Genomic DNA, 17,715 nt, shown 5'->3' on the forward strand with positions numbered 1-17,715 from the left:
CGACTACCTGAGGCGCACCTCGATCGAGCTGGTCGAGACCCGCAGGCGGCTCAAGGAGCTCACCGACGCCGCCGCCGAACCGATCGCCGTCGTCGGCGTCGCCTGCCGCTACCCCGGCGGGGCCGGCTCCCCCGAACAGCTGTGGGAGCTGGTGCGTTCGGGCGCGGACGTCATCTCCGACTTCCCCGCCGACCGCCACTGGGACCTGCCCTACGACCCGGACCCCGAGCGGCCCGGCACCTGCTCCACCCGCTCGGGCGGATTCCTCTACGACGCCGGCGACTTCGACGCCGACTTCTTCGGCATCAGCCCGCGCGAGGCGCTGTCCGCCGACCCGCAGCAGCGGCTGCTGCTGGAAACCTCCTGGGAGTCCCTGGAGCGGGCCGGCATCGACCCCGAGACGCTGCGCGGCAGCGACACCGGCGTCTTCGCCGGCCTGGCCTACTTCGGCTACGGCAACCACTTCTTCACCCCCGAGGCCGTCTCCGGCTACGCACAGGTCGGTTCGCTGCTGAGCGTGGCCTCCGGCCGCGTCGCCTACACGCTCGGCCTTCAGGGCCCGGCCGTCTCCACCGAGACCGCCTGCTCCTCCTCGCTGGTGGCCGTCCACCAGGCGGTGCGGTCGCTGCGCTCCGGCGAGTGCACGCTCGCCCTGGCCGGCGGGGTCACCGTGGTGGGAATGCCGCAGGTGTTCCGGGAGATGTCCCGCCAGCGGGGCCTCGCCGCGGACGGCCGCTGCAAGGCGTTCGCGGACGCCGCCGACGGCACCGGCTTCTCCGAGGGCGTCGGCGTCCTGGTCCTGGAACGCCTCTCCGACGCGCGCCGCAACCACCGCCGCGTCTGGGCCGTCATCCGCGGCTCGGCCATCAACCAGGACGGCGCCTCCAACGGCCTGACCGCCCCCAGCGGCCCCGCCCAGCAGCGGGTGATCCGGGCCGCGCTGGCCGACGCAGGCCTGCAGCCGGACGAGGTGGACGCGGTGGAGGCGCACGGCACCGGCACCACGCTGGGCGACCCCATCGAGGCATCGGCCCTGCTGGCCACCTACGGCCGCCACCGCGAGAACCAACCGCCTTTGTGGCTGGGCTCGCTGAAGTCGAACATCGGCCACACCCAGGCCGCCGCCGGGGTCGGCGGCATCATCAAGATGATCATGGCGATGCGGCACGGCACCCTGCCCCGCACCCTGCACGTCGACCGCCCCTCCCGGCACGTCGACTGGGAATCCGGGGCCGTCGAACTGCTCACCGAGGCAAGGGAGTGGACCACCACGGAGGGCCGGCCGCGGCGCGCCGGGATCTCCGCGTTCGGGGTCAGCGGCACCAACGCCCACGTGATCCTGGAACAGGCCCCCGACACGCCCGTACCGGACCCGGCCGGCGAGACCCCCGACACGCCCGCGCAGGACCCGGCCCCCGAGGCGTCCGAGGCGTTCGTACAGCCTCCTGAGGCGTCCGGGCGGCCGGCCGGCGGACCGGTGCCGTGGCCGCTGTCGGCCCGCTCCGAGCAGGCGCTGCGGGCGCAGGCAAAGAAGCTGCACGCCTTCGCCGCCGCCCAGCCCGGCCCCGACCTCGCCGACCTCGCCGACCTCGCCGACATCGGCTGGTCGCTGGCCGCGACCCGGACCCGCTTCGAGCACCGTGCGGTGGTCCTGGGCCAGGACCGGGACGAACTGCTGGCCGCGCTCGCCGCGTTGAGCGAGGGCGGCGAGCACCCCGGGCTGGTGCGGGACACGGCCGGGCCGCCGGGCGCACCGGTCTACCTCTTCCCCGGCCAGGGCTCGCCGTGGGCCGGGGTGGCCCGCCCGCTGTACGACACCTACCCGCTGTTCGCGCGGAGCCTGGACGAGACCTGCGCACGCTTCGACGCGCACCTGCCGTTCGCGCTCAGGCCGCTGCTGCTGGCCGAGGGGCCCGCGCAGCCCGCGCACGCCGACCGCACGGACATCGCGCAGCCGGCGCTGTTCGCCCTGCAGGTCGCCCTGTACCGGCTGCTGGCCCGCTACGGTCCCGCGCCCGGCCACCTGATCGGCCACTCCGTCGGCGAGATCGCCGCCGCGCACGTGGCCGGGGTCCTCGACCTGGACACCGCCACCCGGCTCGTCGCCGCCCGCGGCCGCATCATGCAGACGGTCACCGAGCCCGGCGCCATGCTCGCCGTCCGCGCCCCGGAGGCGGCCCTGAGCCCGCTGCTGGCCGGCTACGACCGCGTCGGCATCGCCGCCGTCAACGGCCCCGAGTCGGTGGTCGTGTCGGGCCTGCGCGAGCAGGTCCACGCCGTGCGCGACCGGCTGGCCGCCGACGGCGTCTCGGCCAAACTCCTGCCGGTCGCCCACGCCTTCCACTCCCCGCTGATGGACCCGATCCTGGCGGAGTTCACCCAGGCCCTGGGCAGCCTGCCGGCGGGCCGGACGACGGTCCCGATCCTCTCCACCCGGCTGGGCCGCGAGGTCGGCGCCGAGGAACTGGCCTCGCCCGCCTACTGGGTGCGCCACGTGCGCGAACCGGTGCGCTTTTCCGACGCGGTGCAGTGCGCCCGCGCGGCCGGCGCGCAGCTCTTCCTCGAGGTGGGGCCGGGCGCCACCCTCACCGGCATCACCGGCGAGGCGTTCGCCGCCGAGGGCGCCGACGACGCCCTGGTGCTCTCCGCCTCCCGGCGCGACCGCGGCGGCCCGCAGGCCCTGATCACGGCGCTGGCCCGCCTGCACACCCGGGGCGCGCACGTCGACTTCGACGCCCTGTTCGGCCCCCGCCACCGGGTGGACCTGCCCACCTACGCCTTCCAGCGCCGGCGCTACTGGCTCGACTGGCGGGCCGGGGCCGATGCGGCGGACGTCGCCGGCGCCGGCCTGTCCGCGGCCCGGCACCCGCTGCTGGGCGCCGTGGTGGACCACCCCGGCAGCGACGAGGTCGTCGTCAGCGGCCTGTGGTCCCTGCGCCGGCACGGCTGGCTGGCCGACCACGCCGTGTTCGGCGAGGTCGTCGTCCCCGCCACGGCCTACCTGGAGGTGGCACTGGCGGTGGGCGGGCAGCTGGGCTGCACCACGGTGGAGGAACTCACCCTGGAGGTCCCGCTGATCCTGCCCGAGACGGGCGAGGTGCGCCTGCGCCTGGTGGCCGGCGCCGCCGACGAACGGGGCCGCCGCTCCCTGGACGTGTACGCCCGGCCCGGTCAGGACGAAAACGAGACCGGGGACGGGGCCGGGGAGGAGGCGGGCTGGACCCGCCACGCCATGGGCACCCTCGCCCCCGACACCTCCGACACCTCCGACAGCTCCAACACCGCCGACAGCTCTGGCGCTTCCGGCGCCGCCGCGCAGGACGCGCTCGCCGTCTGGCCGCCGGCCGGCGCCCGGCCACTCGACATCGGCACGCTCTACGACTCCTTCGCCGACGCGGGCTTCGACTACGGCCCCGCCTTCCGCGGGCTGCGCGAGGTCTGGCAGCGGGGTACGGACCTGTACGCCCTGGCCACCCTCCCGGATGCTGCCAAGGACGCGGCCGGCGACGCCTTCGCCCTGCACCCGGCGCTGCTGGACACCGTCCTGCACGCGGCGATCGCCGGCGGCGTCGTCGATGTCACCGGCGAGCAGGGCCGGATGCCCTTCGCCTGGTCCGGTGTGCGCCTGCGCGGACACGGCGGCCCCACCGTGCGGGTGCGCCTGGCCCCGGCGGGCGAGGACGGGGTGGCGCTGGACGTCGCCGACGAGCACGGCCGGCCGCTCGCCTCCGTCGCCGCCCTCGCCTTCCGCCCGGCCAGCGCCGCGCAGGTGCACGCCGCCCGCGGCGGGCAGCGCCGGCCCCTGTACGAGGTGCGGTGGCGCCCGGCCCCGGACGGCCGCACGGCCGCCGATCGGGGGCCGTTGACGGTGCTGGGCGCGGCCGGCGGCCTGGCCGCCCGGCTGACCGGCGCGGGCGTGCGCCCGGCGGTGCACGCCGGCCTGGACGAGGTGCTCGCCGCACCGGCCCCCCGCCATCTGCTGGTCTGCCCGGACGATCTCACCGATCTCACCGATCTCACCGACGGCGCCGATGGTGCCGATGGTGCCGATGGTGCCGGGGTGCTGCTGGAGGCGGTCGCCGGCGCCGGCCGGCACGTCCTTCGCCTGGTGCAGCGCTTCCTCGCCGAGGAGGCGCTGGCCGGGTCCACGCTGGTGGTGCTCACCCGTCACGCCGTCGACACCGGCACCGGCACCGGCACCGGTGATGGTGCCGGCGTGCGGAGCCTGCCCGGCGCGTCCGTGTGGGGCCTGGTCCGCTCCGCCCAGACCGAACACCCGGGCCGTTTCCGGCTGGTGGACACCGACGACACCCCCGCCTCGCTGGCCGCGCTCGCCGACGTCCTCGCCCTGGACGAGGCCCAGCTGGCGCTGCGCGACGGCGTCCCCCTCGTGCCGCGGCTGGCCGCCGCCGTCCCCGACGCCCAGCGGCTGCCGGCCCCGGCCGGCGCCCACCGGCTGGGCATCCCCCGCAAGGGGACGCTGGAGAACCTGACCTGGGTGGCCTGCCCCGAGGTGGACGCCCCGCTGGCCGCCGGCCAGGTCCGTATCGCCGTGCAGGCCGCGGGCCTCAACTTCCGTGACATCACGATCGCGTTGGGCCTGGTGGGCCGTACCGCCATCGACGCCGGCCTGGGCAGCGAGGGCGCCGGTGTGGTCCTGGAGGTCGCCGACGACGTCACCGGCCTGGCGCCGGGCGACCGGGTCACCGGCATCTTCTCCGGCGCCTTCGGCCGCACCGCGGTCGCGGACCACCGCATGCTGGTGCCCGTCCCCGACGGCTGGAGCTACGCGCAGGCGGCGTCGGTGCCGTGCGCCTTCCTGACCGCCTACCACGGCCTGTTCACCGTGGGGCGGCTGACGAAGGGCCAGCGTGTCCTCGTCCACGCCGCGGCCGGCGGCGTCGGCATGGCCGCGGTGCAGCTGGCCCGGCACGCCGGCGCCGAGGTCTACGCCACCGCGAGCGAGGCCAAGTGGCCCGTGCTGCGCGCCCTGGGCATCGACGACGACCATCTGGCGTCCTCCCGCGACCTGGGCTTCGCCGGGAAGTTCCGCAAGACCTCCGGCGACCGCGGCGTGGACGTGGTGCTCAACTCCCTGGCGCACAAGTTCGTCGACGCCTCGCTGACCCTGCTGCCCGGCGGCGGCCGCTTCGTGGAGATGGGCAAGACCGACATCCGCGACCCGCAGCAGATCGCCGCCGCGCATCCCGGCGTCGCCTACGAGGCCTTCGACCTCTACGCGGCCGGCCCCGAGGCGATCGGTGAGATGTTCCGGGCCGTCATGCGGCTGTTCGCCGACGGGCGGCTGCGGCTGAGCCCGATCGCGCTGCGCGACATCCGCGACGCGCGCCGCGCCTTCCGCGAGATGAGCCAGGGCCGTCACGTCGGCAAGCTGGTTCTCGACGTGGGCGGCGGCTTCGGCGGCGGCACCGTCCTGGTCACCGGCGGCACCGGGGGAGTGGGCTCGCTGGTGGCCCGCCACCTCGTCGCCGCGCACGGCGTGCGCAGCCTGCTGCTGGCCAGCCGCAGCGGGCCGGCCGCCGACGGTGCCGACGCGCTGGTCGCCGACCTGCGGGCCGCGGGCGCGCGGGTCGAGGTGGCCGCCTGCGACGTCGCCGACCGGGCCCAACTGGCAGGCCTGCTGGCCGGGCTGGACGGCCGCGATCCGCTGACCGCCGTCGTGCACGCCGCCGGCGTGCTGGCCGATGCCACCGTGGAGTCGCTGACCGGGGCGGACCTCGACCGGGTGCTGGCCGCGAAGGCCGGCGGCGCCCTGGCCCTGCACGAGCTGACCCGCACCCGGCCGCTGTCGGCGTTCGTGGTCTTCTCCGCCCTGGCCGGCACCCTCGGCAACGCCGGGCAGGCCAACTACGCCGCCGCCAACGCCCTGGTGGACGGCCTGGCGGCGCGGCGCGGCGCCGCCGGACTGCCCGGCACCTCGCTGTGCTGGGGCTGGTGGGAGCAGGGCAGCGGCATGACCGGCGGCCTGGAGCAGGCCGACCTGTCCCGGCTGCGGCGCATGGGCATCGCCGCGATGCCCACGGCCGAGGCCCTGGACCTGTTCGACGCGGGCTGCGCGAGCGGCCGGGCGGTCCTGGTCCCGGCCCGGCTGGACCTGGCCGCGCTGCGCGGCCAGGGCGGCGGCCCCCCGCCGCCGCTGCTGCGCGACCTGGTCGACGGCGGCCGCCCCGGCCGCACCCGGGCCGCCCGCACCGCCACCGCGGGCACTGCGGGCGGCCCGGGCGGCCTGGTGGCCGACCTCGCCGCCCTGCCCGCGGCGCAGGCCCGCACGGCCACCCTGGAGTGGGTGCGCGACCAGGTCGCCGTCGTCCTGGGCCACACCTCCGGCGCGGGCGTCGACGTCGACCAGGCCTTCGCCCAGCTCGGCTTCGACTCGCTGGTCGCGGTCGAACTGTGCAACCGGCTGGCCGCCGCGACCGGACTGCGCCTGGCCTCCACCCTCGTCTTCAGCTACCCCACCCTGCGCGAACTGAGCGAGCACCTGTACGGGCTGCTGCGCCCCGCCGACGGCCCCCCGGCCGCCGAGGACGACGGGGCCGCGGCCGAGGAGGAGGCGGCGATCCGGCAGGCGCTGGCGAGCGTGCCGATCGCCGGCCTGCGCGAGGCGGGCGTCCTGGACGTCATCCTCGCGTGCGCCGCGGCCGCCGGCCCCGCCGCCCCGGCGGATGCGGGGGCGGGGGCGGGGGCGGGTGACGGCGAGGAACTGTCCGACCTGGACCTGGAAGCCCTGGTCGACCTGGCTCTGGACGAGAAGAGGTAGAAGCGATGACCGACTCCGCACAACGCACGGCGGAGGGCGCGGAGCGGGTCCAGCGGGCGCTGCGCACCCTGCTGGAGGAACGCGACCGGCTGCGGCGGGAGAACGACGCCCTCAGGGCCGGCCGCGGCGAGCCGATCGCCGTGGTGGCCATGGCCTGCCGCTACCCCGGCGGCGTCAGCACGCCCGAACAGCTGTGGGACGTGGTGCGCGAGGGCCGCGACGTCGTCGGCGACTTCCCCGCCGACCGCGGCTGGCGCGACGTCTACGACCCCGACCCCGACACCCCCGGCCACGCCTACACCCGCCAGGGCGGCTTCCTGGCCGACGCGGCGGGCTGGGACGCGGAGTTCTTCTCCACCAGCCCGCGCGAGGCGCTGGCCGTCGACCCGCACCACCGGCTGCTGCTGGAGACGTCGTGGGAGGCCTTCGAACGGGCCGGCATCGTGCCCGCCGACGTCCGCGGCAGCGAGGTCGGCGTGTTCACCGGGGTGAGTTCCTCGGAGTACGGCTGGCGCTTTTTGGAGGGCGGCCAGAAGGATCTGGAGGGCTATCTCCTCCACGGCAGCGCGCTGAGCGTCGCCTCCGGCCGGGTCGCCTACGAACTGGGCCTGACCGGGCCGGCCGTGTCGGTGGACACCGCCTGCTCCTCCTCGCTGGTGGCCCTGCACCTGGCGGTGCGGTCGCTGCGCGCGGGCGAGTCCTCCCTGGCGCTGGCGGGCGGGGCGCTGGTGATGGCGACGCCCGCGATGTTCGTGGAGTTCTCCCGGCAGGCGGCCCTGTCGCCCGACGGCCGCTGCAAGGCCTTCGCCGACGGCGCGAACGGCACCGGCTGGGCGGAGGGGGTGGGCGTGCTGCTGCTGGAGCGGCTGTCCGACGCCCGCCGCAACCACCACCCGGTGCTGGCCGTGGTGCGCGGCAGCGCCGTCAACCAGGACGGCGCCAGCAACGGGCTGACCGCCCCCAACGGCCGCGCCCAGGAGAAGGTGATCCGCAAGGCGCTGGCGGATGCGGGCGTCTCGCCCGCCGAGGTCGACCTGCTGGAGGCGCACGGCACCGGCACCGTGCTGGGCGACCCCATCGAGGCGTGCGCCCTGCTGGCCACCTACGGCCAGGACCGGCCCGCGGACCGGCCGCTGTGGCTGGGCTCGCTGAAGTCGAACCTGGGCCACGCCCAGGCCGCCGCCGGCGTCGGTGGCGTCATCAAGGCCGTGATGGCCATGCGCCACGGCCACCTGCCCCAGACCCTGCACGTCGAGGCGCCCTCGCACCACGTGGACTGGACGGCCGGCCGGATCGAACTCCTCACCCGGGGCCGCGAGTGGAATCCGGTGTCCGGCCCGCGCCGGGCCGGGGTGTCCTCCTTCGGCGTCAGCGGCACCAACGCCCACGTCATCCTCGAACAAGCCCCCCAGGACCAGGACCACAACCTCGACCAGGACCACAACCTCGACCACGGCCAGGAGCCGGGCCACGGCCAGGAGCCGGGCCAGGGCCAGGGCCAGGAGCCGGGGGAGCCGGGTGCGGGTGTGGTCGGCGGGCTGGTGCCGTGGGTGGTGTCCGGCCGTACCGCCCAGGCCTTGCGCCAGCAGGCGGCCAGGCTGCACGACGCCGCCGCCGCGGACGCGGGCCTGGACCTCGCCGCCACCGGCTTCTCGCTGGCCGCCACCCGCACCCGCTTCGAGCACCGCGCCGTGGTCCTGGGCCGCGACCGCGGCGAACTCCTCGCCGGCCTCGCCTCGTTGAGCGCCGGCGGCGAGTCCGCCGCCGTGGTGAGCGGCACGGCCGGCCCGCTGGGCGGCGTCGTCTTCATGTTCCCCGGCCAGGGCTCGCAGTGGGCCGGCATGGGCCGCGAACTGTACGCGGCCTTCCCGGTCTTCGCGCGGAGCATCGACGCGTGCGCGCACGCGCTGGCCGAGTGGGTCGACTGGTCGCTGCTGGACGTGATCCACGGCGTGGAGGGCGCCCCCACCTACGACCGGGTGGACGTCGTACAGCCCGCCCTGTTCTCGGTGATGGTGTCCCTGGCCGCGCTGTGGCGCTCCTGGGGCGTGGAGCCGGCCGCGGTGATCGGCCACAGCCAGGGCGAGATCGCCGCCGCCCATGTGTGCGGGGCGCTGTCGCTGCGGGACGCCACCCGGGTCGTGGCGCTGCGCAGCAAGGCGCTGGTGGACCTGAACGGGCACGGCGGGATGGCGTCGGTGGCCCAGTCCGAGCAGGCCGTCGAGGACTACCTGGCCCGCTCCGGCGACCGGGTGAGCGTGGCCGTGGTCAACGGGCCCCGCTCGGTGGTGGTCTCCGGCGAGCCGGACGCCCTGGACGCGTTCGTCGCCGGGATGAACGCCGACGGCGTCCAGGCCCGCCGTATCAAGGTCGACTACGCCTCCCACTCCCACTACGTGACCCGGGTCCGCGACGACGTCGTCGGCCCCCTCGCCGGCATCGCCCCGCGCACCGGCGAGCTGCCGTTCTACTCGACCCTGCACGGCGAGGTCATCGACACCGCACGGCTGGACGCCGGCTACTGGTACGACAACCTGCGCCAGAAGGTCCGCTTCGAGACGTCCGCCGGGCGCCTGGCCGCCGACGGCTTCCGGGTGTTCGTCGAGATGAGCCCGCACCCGGTGCTGACCGTGCCGGTGCAGGACATCGTCGAGGACCTCGACCGGGCGCTGGTGCTGTCCTCGGCGCGGCGCGGCCGCGGCGAGACCGAGGCCGTGCTCACCTCGCTGGCCGCCCTGCACACCGCCGGCGGGCCGGCCGACCTCGGCGCCCTGTTCACCACCCGCCGCCGGGTGGACCTGCCCACCTACGCCTTCCAGCGCCGCCGCTACTGGCTCAGCTCCGCGCCCGCCCCCACCGCGGCCGCCGCGGCCGCGCAGGCGCCCGATGAACCGGCCGGCACGGAGGCGCTCGTGCCGCTGTCCGAACGGGTCGGCGCCCTGGCCCCCGACGACGCACGGGCCCTGGTCCTGGACCACGTCCTGGAACGGGTGGCGGTCGTCCTCGGGCATCCCTCGAGCGCCTCCATCGACCCGGACGGCGAATTCATGAAGATCGGCTTCGACTCGATGCTCTCCTCGGAACTGAGCAAACGCCTGACCGCGTCGACCGGCCACAAGCTCCGGGCCAACCTGGTGCTGCGCCACCCGTCGCCGCGTCAGGTCGCCGGCCATCTGGTGTCCCTGATGACCCCGGCCGGCCCGTCCTGACCGCCCGCCCCTCCCTCCGCCGCGGGCCCGCCGTCCCGCGGCGGGAATGTCCCGCCGGCGGGACGGCGCAAGCCCCGACCGGGCCCGTCCCGCCGGGAGTCGACTTGTCTTGAACGGCTGATCCACCCCCCGGACGATGAGGGGTGATGCGTGTTCTTCCTCCGGTGTTCCGGCCTGTTTCCTCAAGGGGTTGATCTGTGTGCCTTCGTTCGGTGCGTCGTCCGCGCACAAAGGCATGTGGCGGGCGCAGGAAATGGCTCCCGACACACCGAACCACGCGCTGACCCTGTGGGACGTGGCCGGTGACCTGGACACGTCCGTCATGACGTCCGCGTTCCTGCACGTGATGGGCGAGGCGGAGGTGCTGCGCGTCACCTTCGCCGACGACGGCGGCCAACTGCGCCTGACCCCCCGCGAACTGGGGGACTGGCAGCCCTTCCTGCTCGACCTCAGCGCCGAGGCCGACCCCGAGCAGGCGGCCCGCGAGGAGCTCGCCGAGCTGGTGCGCCGCCCCTTCGACCTCGGCCGCGACCTGCTGTTCCGCCTCGGCGTGGTGCGACTGGCCGCGGACCGCTTCCTGCTGGTGATCGCCTACCACCACCTCATCTCCGACGGGTTCGGCGCCGGCGGCCTGCTCTCCAAGCGGCTCGCCGAGGTCTACACCGCGCTGCTGCACGGCCGGCCGGTGCCGCCGCTGGCGCACCCCTGGGACGCCGAGTCGTTCGCCACCGAGGCCACCCAGTACCTCACCTCCGAGCAGTTCACCGAGGACAGCGCGTTCTGGCGCGGCTACCTGACCCAGGCGCCGCCGCCCGCCCAGGTGCCGCGCGTCGCCCTGTCCGACGCCCAGCGCTCCGCCCTGTCCGAGCCGCTCGGCAGCGCGGACCGCTGGTCGGAGGTGGCCGAGACCATCGGCATGGTCAGCCGCACGCTGACCGTGCCCCGCGCCGAGGCGGCCGGCTGGACGCGCACCGCGAACGCCATGGGCGTATGGATGTCGCAGCTGCTGACCGCGGCCACCGCGGTGTACCTGCGCCACCGCTGCGACCGCCCGGAGTTCCTGCTGTCGCTGGCCGTGGGCAACCGGGTCGGCGTCGCCGCCCGCACCCCCGGCCTCGCGGTCAACGTGGTGCCGGTGCGGGCGGCCGTCGACCTCAACGCCACCTTCACCGAGATCACCGAGGCCCTCGTCGACGAGACGTACGACCTGTTCGACCACACCGCCTGCCACTACTCCGACATCCAGCGCGCGGCCGGCACCGTGCTCAGCGGCCGCGGCAGCTACGGCGCCGTCGTCAACGTCGTCGAGTTCGCCGACCAGCTGCACTTCGGCGACAGCCCGGCCCGCTACTTCGGCGCCACCACCGGCACCTTCGAGGAACTGTCCATCGGCGTCTACACCGACGGCAGCCCCGACAGCGACCTCTACATCCGCCTGGACGCCCCCGCCCGCCTCTACCACCGGGCCGAACTGCGCTTCATCGGCGAGGAGCTGATCGCCTGCGTCCGGGCCCTGCTGGCCGGCGCGGCGCAGCCGGTGGGCGCGCTGGACGTGCTCGGCGGCGCCGAACGCAGCCAGGTCCTCAAGGCCGCCCGCGGCGCGGACGTCCCCCTCGAGGGCCTGACGGTGCCGCAGCTGTTCGCCCGGCAGGCCGCACGCACCCCCGACGCCGTCGCCCTCGTCTGCGGCGAGACCACCCTCTCCTACCGGCAGCTGGACGAGCGCTCCGACCGCCTGGCCGCCGCCCTGCGCACCCACGGGGTGGGACCGGAGTCGGTGGTGGCGGTGGCGCTGCCCCGCTCGGCGGACCTGGCGCTCGCCCTGCTGGGGGTGGTGAAGGCGGGCGGGGCCTACCTGCCCCTGGACCCGGCCTGCGCGCCCGCGCAGATGAGCGCGCAGGCCGCCCGGGCGGGGGCCCGCGCCCTGCTCACCGGCGCGGCGACGGCCGGCCTGCTCGCCCCGCACCCAAACGTCCCGGCCCTCGTGCCCGGCGACCTCACCGCCCCCGCCCCCGGCGCCCCCGCCCCCGGCGCCCCGGCCCCCGGCGCGGCGCGGGTGCGGGCGGACAACCTGCTGGCCGTGCTGCCCCCCGCCCCGGCCGCCGCCCCGGGCCAGCCGGTCGGGCTCACCCACCGCAACCTGGAGCGGCTCGTCGCGGACGGCCACTGGCAGGACGCCCACCGCGCCACCGTGCTGTGGCACACCCCGCCCGCCTCCGACGCCCTCGCCCTGGAGGTGTGGGTGCCGCTGCTGCACGGCGGCCGCGTCGTGGTCGCCGCCCCCGGGGAGCTCACCGCCGACACCCTGGCCCAGGCCCGCGCCGCGCACGACCTGACCACCGTCTGGCTGCCCGCCGCCCTGTTCGCGACGATCGCGGCCCAGCGTCCCGCCGCCCTGGCCGGGCTGCGCGAGGTGTTCACCGGCGGCGACCGCGTCCCGGCCGCCGCGCTGCGCCGGGTGCGGGAGGCCTGCCCCGACCTGAGCATCGTCAACGGCCACGGCCCCACCGAGGCAGCCGTGTTCGCCGCCTGCCACCGCCTGGCCGCCGGTGAACCGGTCCGCCACCCGGGCACCGTCGGCCGCCCCCTGGACAACACCGCCCTGCACGTCCTGGGCCCGGGCCTGGCCCCGGTGCCGGTCGGCGTGAGCGGCGAACTGTACGTGGCCGGGCCCGGCGCGGTGGCCCGCGGCTACCCCGGACACCCCGCGGCGACCGCCGAACGCTTCGTGCCCTGCCCGTTCGGCCCGCCCGGCACGGTCATGTTCCGCACCGGGGACCGGGTGCGCCGGGGCACCGAGGGCCGCCTGGAGTACCTGGCCCGCGCCGACGCCGAACTCGACGTGCGCGGCGTGCGGGTGGAGCCGGCCGAGGTCGAGGAGGTCCTCGCCGAGCACACCGCCCTCGCCCAGGCGGCCGTGACCGTCCGCACCGACGGCTCGGGCCAGCAGCGCCTGGTGGCCTACGTGGTGCCCGCCGCCGGACACACCGTCGGCGCCGACGAGCTGCGCCGCTTCGCCGCGGGCTGGCTGCCCGAGCCGCTGGTCCCGTCGGTCTTCACCGTCCTGGAGCGGCTGCCGGTGACCGCGGCCGGCCGGGTGGACCGCACCGCCCTGCCCGAGCCGCACGCCGCCGAGGACACCTACCGGGCCCCGCGCAACGACACCGAACGCGTCCTGGCCGCGGCCTTCGCCGACGTCCTCGAACTGGACCGGGTCGGCATCGACGAGGACTTCTTCGACCTCGGCGGCAACTCGCTGCGGGCCATCCGCCTGGTCGGCCTGATCCGGGCCCAGCTGCAGCAGGAGGTCTCCATCCGCCGGCTGTTCGCGGCGCGCACCGTCATCGGCCTGTCGGACATGTGGCAGGACCTCGGCCAGTCCCGCAGGCCCAGCCTGCGCCGGCGCACCCGGCAGGGCGCGGTCCTGTGACCTGCCGTCCCTGAACCCCGCCCGCCGCCCGGCGCGCCGACGCCTCAGCGGCGGGCACGGCCGGCCCCGGCCCGCCAGGCACTGCAAAGGAGAAGGCACAACCATGGATTCCTTGACAGAGGCCCTGCTGTCCGGGGCCGGCCCCGAGGAGATCGGGCGGCACGAGCTGCCCCCCACCTACCAGGCCGCGCACCTGCTCGCCGCCGAGACCGGCATGTTCGACGGCGTCGCGGACAAGGACGTGCGCAAGTCGCTGCACGTCGGCCCGGTGCCGATGCCCGACCTCGCCCCCGACGAGGTCGTCGTCGCCGTCATGGCCAGCTCCATCAACTACAACACCGTCTGGTCGGCGACGTTCGAGCCGGTGCCCACCTTCGACTTCCTCGCCCGCCACGCCCGCCAGGGCGGCTTCGCCGCCCGCCACGCCCTGCCGCACCAGGTGGTGGGCTCCGACGCGGCCGGCATCGTCGTGCGCACCGGCGCCGGGGTGCGGCACTGGAAGAGCGGCGACCACGTCGTCGCCAGCTGCGTCCAGGTCGACGAGCAGGAACCGGCCACCCACGCCGACGCCATGCTCGGCACCGGCCAGCGGATCTGGGGCTACGAGACCAACTTCGGCGGCCTGGCCCACTACGCGGTCGTCCGCGCCGGCCAGCTGCTGCCCAAACCCGCCCACCTGACCTGGGAGGAGGCGGCCGGCATCCTGCTGACCGCGGCCACCTCCTACCGGATGCTGGTCGGCGCCAACGGCGCCCGCATCAAACAGGGCGACATCGTGCTGATCTGGGGCGCCACCGGCGGCCTGGGCGCCTTCGCGGTGCAGATGGTCAAGAACGCCGGCGGCATCCCCGTCGGCGTGGTCGGCTCCGCCGCCAAGGCCGCGCTGCTGCACCGCCTGGGCTGCGACGTCGTCATCGACCGCAGCGAGATCGGCATGGGCGGCGACCAGGCACCCACCCCCGAACGCACCATCGAACTGGGCAAGCGGCTGGGGCGGGAGATCCGCCGCCAGGTCGGCGAGGACCCGCACGTCGTCTTCGACTACGTCGGCCGGGCCACCTTCGGCATCTCCGTGTTCGTCGTCCGCAAGGGCGGCACCGTCGTCACCTGCGGCTCCAGCACCGGCTACGACCACCACTTCGACAACCGCTACCTGTGGATGAACCTCAAGCGCATCCTCGGCAGCCACGCCGCCAACCTGCAGGAACAGGCCGAGTGCAACCGGCTGTTCCAGCTCGGCCACCTGGTCCCGGTGCTGTCCGCGCTCTACCCGCTCACGGAGGTCGGCGAGGCCGCCCGGCTGGTGCAGAACAACCGGCACACCGGCAAGGTCGGCGTACTGTGCCTGGCCCCCGAGGAAGGCCTCGGCGTCACCGACCCCGCCCTGCGCGAGAAGATCGGCGCCGCCCGCCTCAACCCCCTGCGCACCCCCGCCCGCGCGGAGGTGGCCTGAGATGGGCATCGGCATCCTGGCCACCGGCTCCTACCTGCCCAAGCACGAGGTCGGCAACGACGAGATCGCCCAACGCGTCGGCGTCGGCGCGGACTGGATCGAACGCAAGACGCAGATCCGCTCCCGCCGCTACGCCGCCGACCACGAGGCCACCTCCGACCTCGCCGTGAAGGCCGCCGGACACGCCCTGGACCAAGCCCGGCTGACGGCCCATCAGATCGATCACATCATCGTCTCCACCTCCACCGGCGACTTCCCGCAGCCGCCCACCTCCTACCTGGTCCAGCACCACCTGGGCGCCTACGGCGCGGCCTGCCTCGACGTCAACGTCGTGTGCAGCGGCTTCGTCTACGCCCTGGCCCTCGCCCACAGCCTGGTGACCGTGAACCCCGCCGCCCGGATCCTGGTCGTCGGCGCCGACGTGTACTCGCGGATCCTGGACTTCACCGACCGCAGGACGGCCGTCCTGTTCGCCGACGGCGCCGGCGCCGCCGTCGTCGGCGCCGTCCCCGAGCCGTACGGGATCATCGCCACCGACCTCGCCAGCCGCGGCGACGCCCACCACCTGATCCGGGTCGAGGCCGGCGGCAGCCGCAGACCGGCCTCCGCCGCCACCGTCGCCCGGGGCGAGCACTACTTCCGGATGGACGGCCGCGGCGTACGCGACTTCGTCACCGAACACGTCCCGCCCGCCCTGCGCGCCCTCGCCGCGAAAGCCGGCGTCGACCTCGCGGACGTCGACCACTTCGTGCCGCACCAGGCCAACGGCGTGATGCTCGCCGACGTCGTCGAACGCGCCGGCCTGAGCGGCGCGCACACCCACCGCACCCTGATCCGCTACGGCAACGTCGGCAGCGCCTCGGTACCGGTCGCCCTCGACGAGGCCCACCGCACCGGCGCCCTCGCCCCCGGCGACCTGGTGCTGCTCGCCGGATTCGGCGGCGGCATGTCGATCGGAGCGACACTTCTGACCTGGGGAGCCACCGCATGACCACCACCACGACCCCGGCGACCTCGTCCGATCCCGCAGCCGGCACGGCCGCCACGGCCGGCATCGAACGGGTGGGCGTCGTCGGCAGCGGCATCATGGGCACCGGCATCGCCGAACTGTGCGCCAGGTCCGGCCTGGACGTCCGCGTCGCCGTCTTCTCCGACGCCTCCCTGCACCGCGCCCCGCAGAAACTGGCCGCCGGCCTCGAACGCGGCGTCAGCCGCGGCAAACTCACCCCCGCCGCACGCGACGCCGCCCTGGAGCACGTCTCCTTCACCCGCGACCTCGGCGAACTCGCCGACCGCCAGCTGGTGATCGAGGCCGCCAAGGAGGACCTGCAGCTCAAACTCGACCTGTTCGCCGTCCTGGACAAGAGCGTCGAGGACGATGACGCGATCCTGGCGACCAACACCTCCTCCCTGCCCGTCGCCCGGCTGGCCGCCGCCACCCGCCGCCCCGCCCAGGTACTGGGCCTGCACTTCTTCAACCCGGTGCCGGTGCTGCCGCTGGTCGAACTCGTCCCCGGCGTCCGCACCGACGCGCAAGTCACCGCCCGCGCCCTGGCCTTCGTCCGCGACACCCTGGGCAAGCAGCCCATCACCACCCCGGACCGGGCCGGCTTCCTCGTCAACGCGCTGCTGTTCCCCTACCTGCTCTCCGCCATCCGCATGGTCGAATCCGGCCTGGCCACCGCCGAGGTCGTCGACCAGGGCATGAGGCAGGGCTGCTCGCACCCGATGGGCCCGCTCCAACTCGCCGACCTCATCGGCCTGGACACCACCGTCTCCATCGCCCAGGCCATGTACGAGGAGTTCAAACAGCCCCTGTACGCACCCCCCTCCCTGCTCCTGCGCATGGTCGAAGGCGGCCTGCTGGGCCGCAAGTCCGGCCGCGGCTTCTACACCTACGCCTGAACCCCCGCCGCGCCGCGCAAGGGGGCCCGGTCACCGCCGACGGCGACCGGGCCCCCGTACGCGCGCCGCCGATCAGGTGGCGGACGCCCCGGTGAGCACCCCCTCGCCGAGCAGATCCCCGGTGACGGCCGCGGCCACCGCGTCGAGCTGGTCGAAGAGGTAGAAGTGGCCGCCGGGGAACACCTGCACGGTGAAGTCGCCGCTGGTGTGCGCCTGCCAGGTGTCCGCGTCCTCGACGCTCATCATCGGGTCGCTGTCCCCGGTCAGCGCGGTCACCGGCGTGGCCAGCGGCGCACCCCCCTGCCACCGGTAGGTGCCCAGCGCCCGGTAGTCGGCGCGCAGCGCGGGCAGCACCAGTTCCAGCAGGTCGGGGTCCTCGAGCATGGCCTGGTCGGTGCCGCCCAGCCGGCGCACGTCGGCCAGCACGTCACTGTCGTCGAACAGGTGGTAGGGCACCCGGCCGGTGGCCGGCCCGCCCCGCCCGGACAGGAACAGCCGCCGCGGCTGCGGCAGTTCACCCCGGCCGGCGAGGACCCGGGCCGTCTCGAACGCCAGCAGCGCACCCATGCTGTGCCCGAACAGCGCGTACGGCCGCCCCGGGGCCGCGGCGATCTCACCGGCCAGCTCGGCGGCCACGGCCTCCACCAGCGGGGCCACCGCGGTGAACGGCTCCTCGTGGTAGCGGTCCTGGCGCCCCGGGTACTGCACGCACAGCACGTCGAAGCCGGCGGGCAGCCGCTGCGCCAGGTCCTTGAACGCCGTCGCGGAGCCGCCCGCGTGCGGGAAGCACACGAGCCGCGGCCCGTGGCCCGCGGCCGGGGTGAAGCGTCGAAACCACGTGCTGGTCACTTCGGTTGTCCCTTCGTGGGGACCGGCCGGCCCCACGTCAGGGTCGGGCCGGCCGGCCGATCGGTGCACGCACCCGGACCTGCCTACC

Annotated in this window: 7 protein-coding genes; 6 read left to right on the top strand and 1 reads right to left on the bottom strand. The window is 75.5% G+C overall.

Annotation, left to right across the window (positions count from 1 at the left end; genetic code table 11):
• Positions 1 to 28: 28 nt before the first annotated feature.
• The 6 genes from ACIRPX_RS04665 to ACIRPX_RS04690 all read left to right on the top strand — a co-directional run bounded on the left by ACIRPX_RS04665 (position 29) and on the right by ACIRPX_RS04690 (position 16,778).
• Entirely contained in the window at positions 29 to 6,781 is a 6,753-nt protein-coding gene (locus tag ACIRPX_RS04665) for a type I polyketide synthase (protein ID WP_404188276.1), read from the top strand.
• Positions 6,782 to 6,786: 5 nt separating this feature from the next.
• A complete protein-coding gene (locus ACIRPX_RS04670) occupies positions 6,787 to 9,990 on the top strand; it encodes a type I polyketide synthase (RefSeq protein WP_404188173.1) in 3,204 nt (1,067 codons plus the stop codon).
• A 136-nt stretch (positions 9,991 to 10,126) separates the two neighbouring features.
• On the top strand, positions 10,127 to 13,420 hold the full coding sequence (locus ACIRPX_RS04675) for an AMP-binding protein (protein WP_404188176.1): 3,294 nt from the start codon (positions 10,127 to 10,129) through the stop codon (positions 13,418 to 13,420).
• A 103-nt stretch (positions 13,421 to 13,523) separates the two neighbouring features.
• Positions 13,524 to 14,873: a crotonyl-CoA carboxylase/reductase gene (ccrA, locus tag ACIRPX_RS04680; protein ID WP_404188179.1), complete on the top strand. Its 1,350-nt coding sequence runs from the start codon at positions 13,524 to 13,526 to the stop codon at positions 14,871 to 14,873.
• A gap of 1 nt (position 14,874) precedes the next feature.
• Positions 14,875 to 15,864: a 3-oxoacyl-ACP synthase III family protein gene (locus ACIRPX_RS04685; RefSeq protein WP_404188182.1), complete on the top strand. Its 990-nt coding sequence runs from the start codon at positions 14,875 to 14,877 to the stop codon at positions 15,862 to 15,864.
• Positions 15,861 to 16,778 carry a 3-hydroxybutyryl-CoA dehydrogenase gene (locus ACIRPX_RS04690; protein ID WP_404188184.1) on the top strand — a complete coding sequence of 306 codons (918 nt, stop codon included), beginning with the start codon at positions 15,861 to 15,863 and terminating at the stop codon, positions 16,776 to 16,778. The genes ACIRPX_RS04685 and ACIRPX_RS04690 overlap by 4 nt, the downstream gene beginning before the upstream one ends.
• 72 nt (positions 16,779 to 16,850) lie before the next feature.
• Here ACIRPX_RS04690 and ACIRPX_RS04695 read toward each other — a convergent pair whose 3' ends face one another.
• Positions 16,851 to 17,627 carry a thioesterase II family protein gene (locus ACIRPX_RS04695; RefSeq protein ID WP_404188187.1) on the bottom strand — a complete coding sequence of 259 codons (777 nt, stop codon included), beginning with the start codon at positions 17,625 to 17,627 and terminating at the stop codon, positions 16,851 to 16,853.
• Between the last annotated feature and the right edge of the window lie 88 nt (positions 17,628 to 17,715).

Origin of the sequence: Streptomyces sp. NPDC101225 (assembly GCF_044767585.1) — a bacterium.
Lineage (GTDB): Bacteria > Actinomycetota > Actinomycetes > Streptomycetales > Streptomycetaceae > Streptomyces.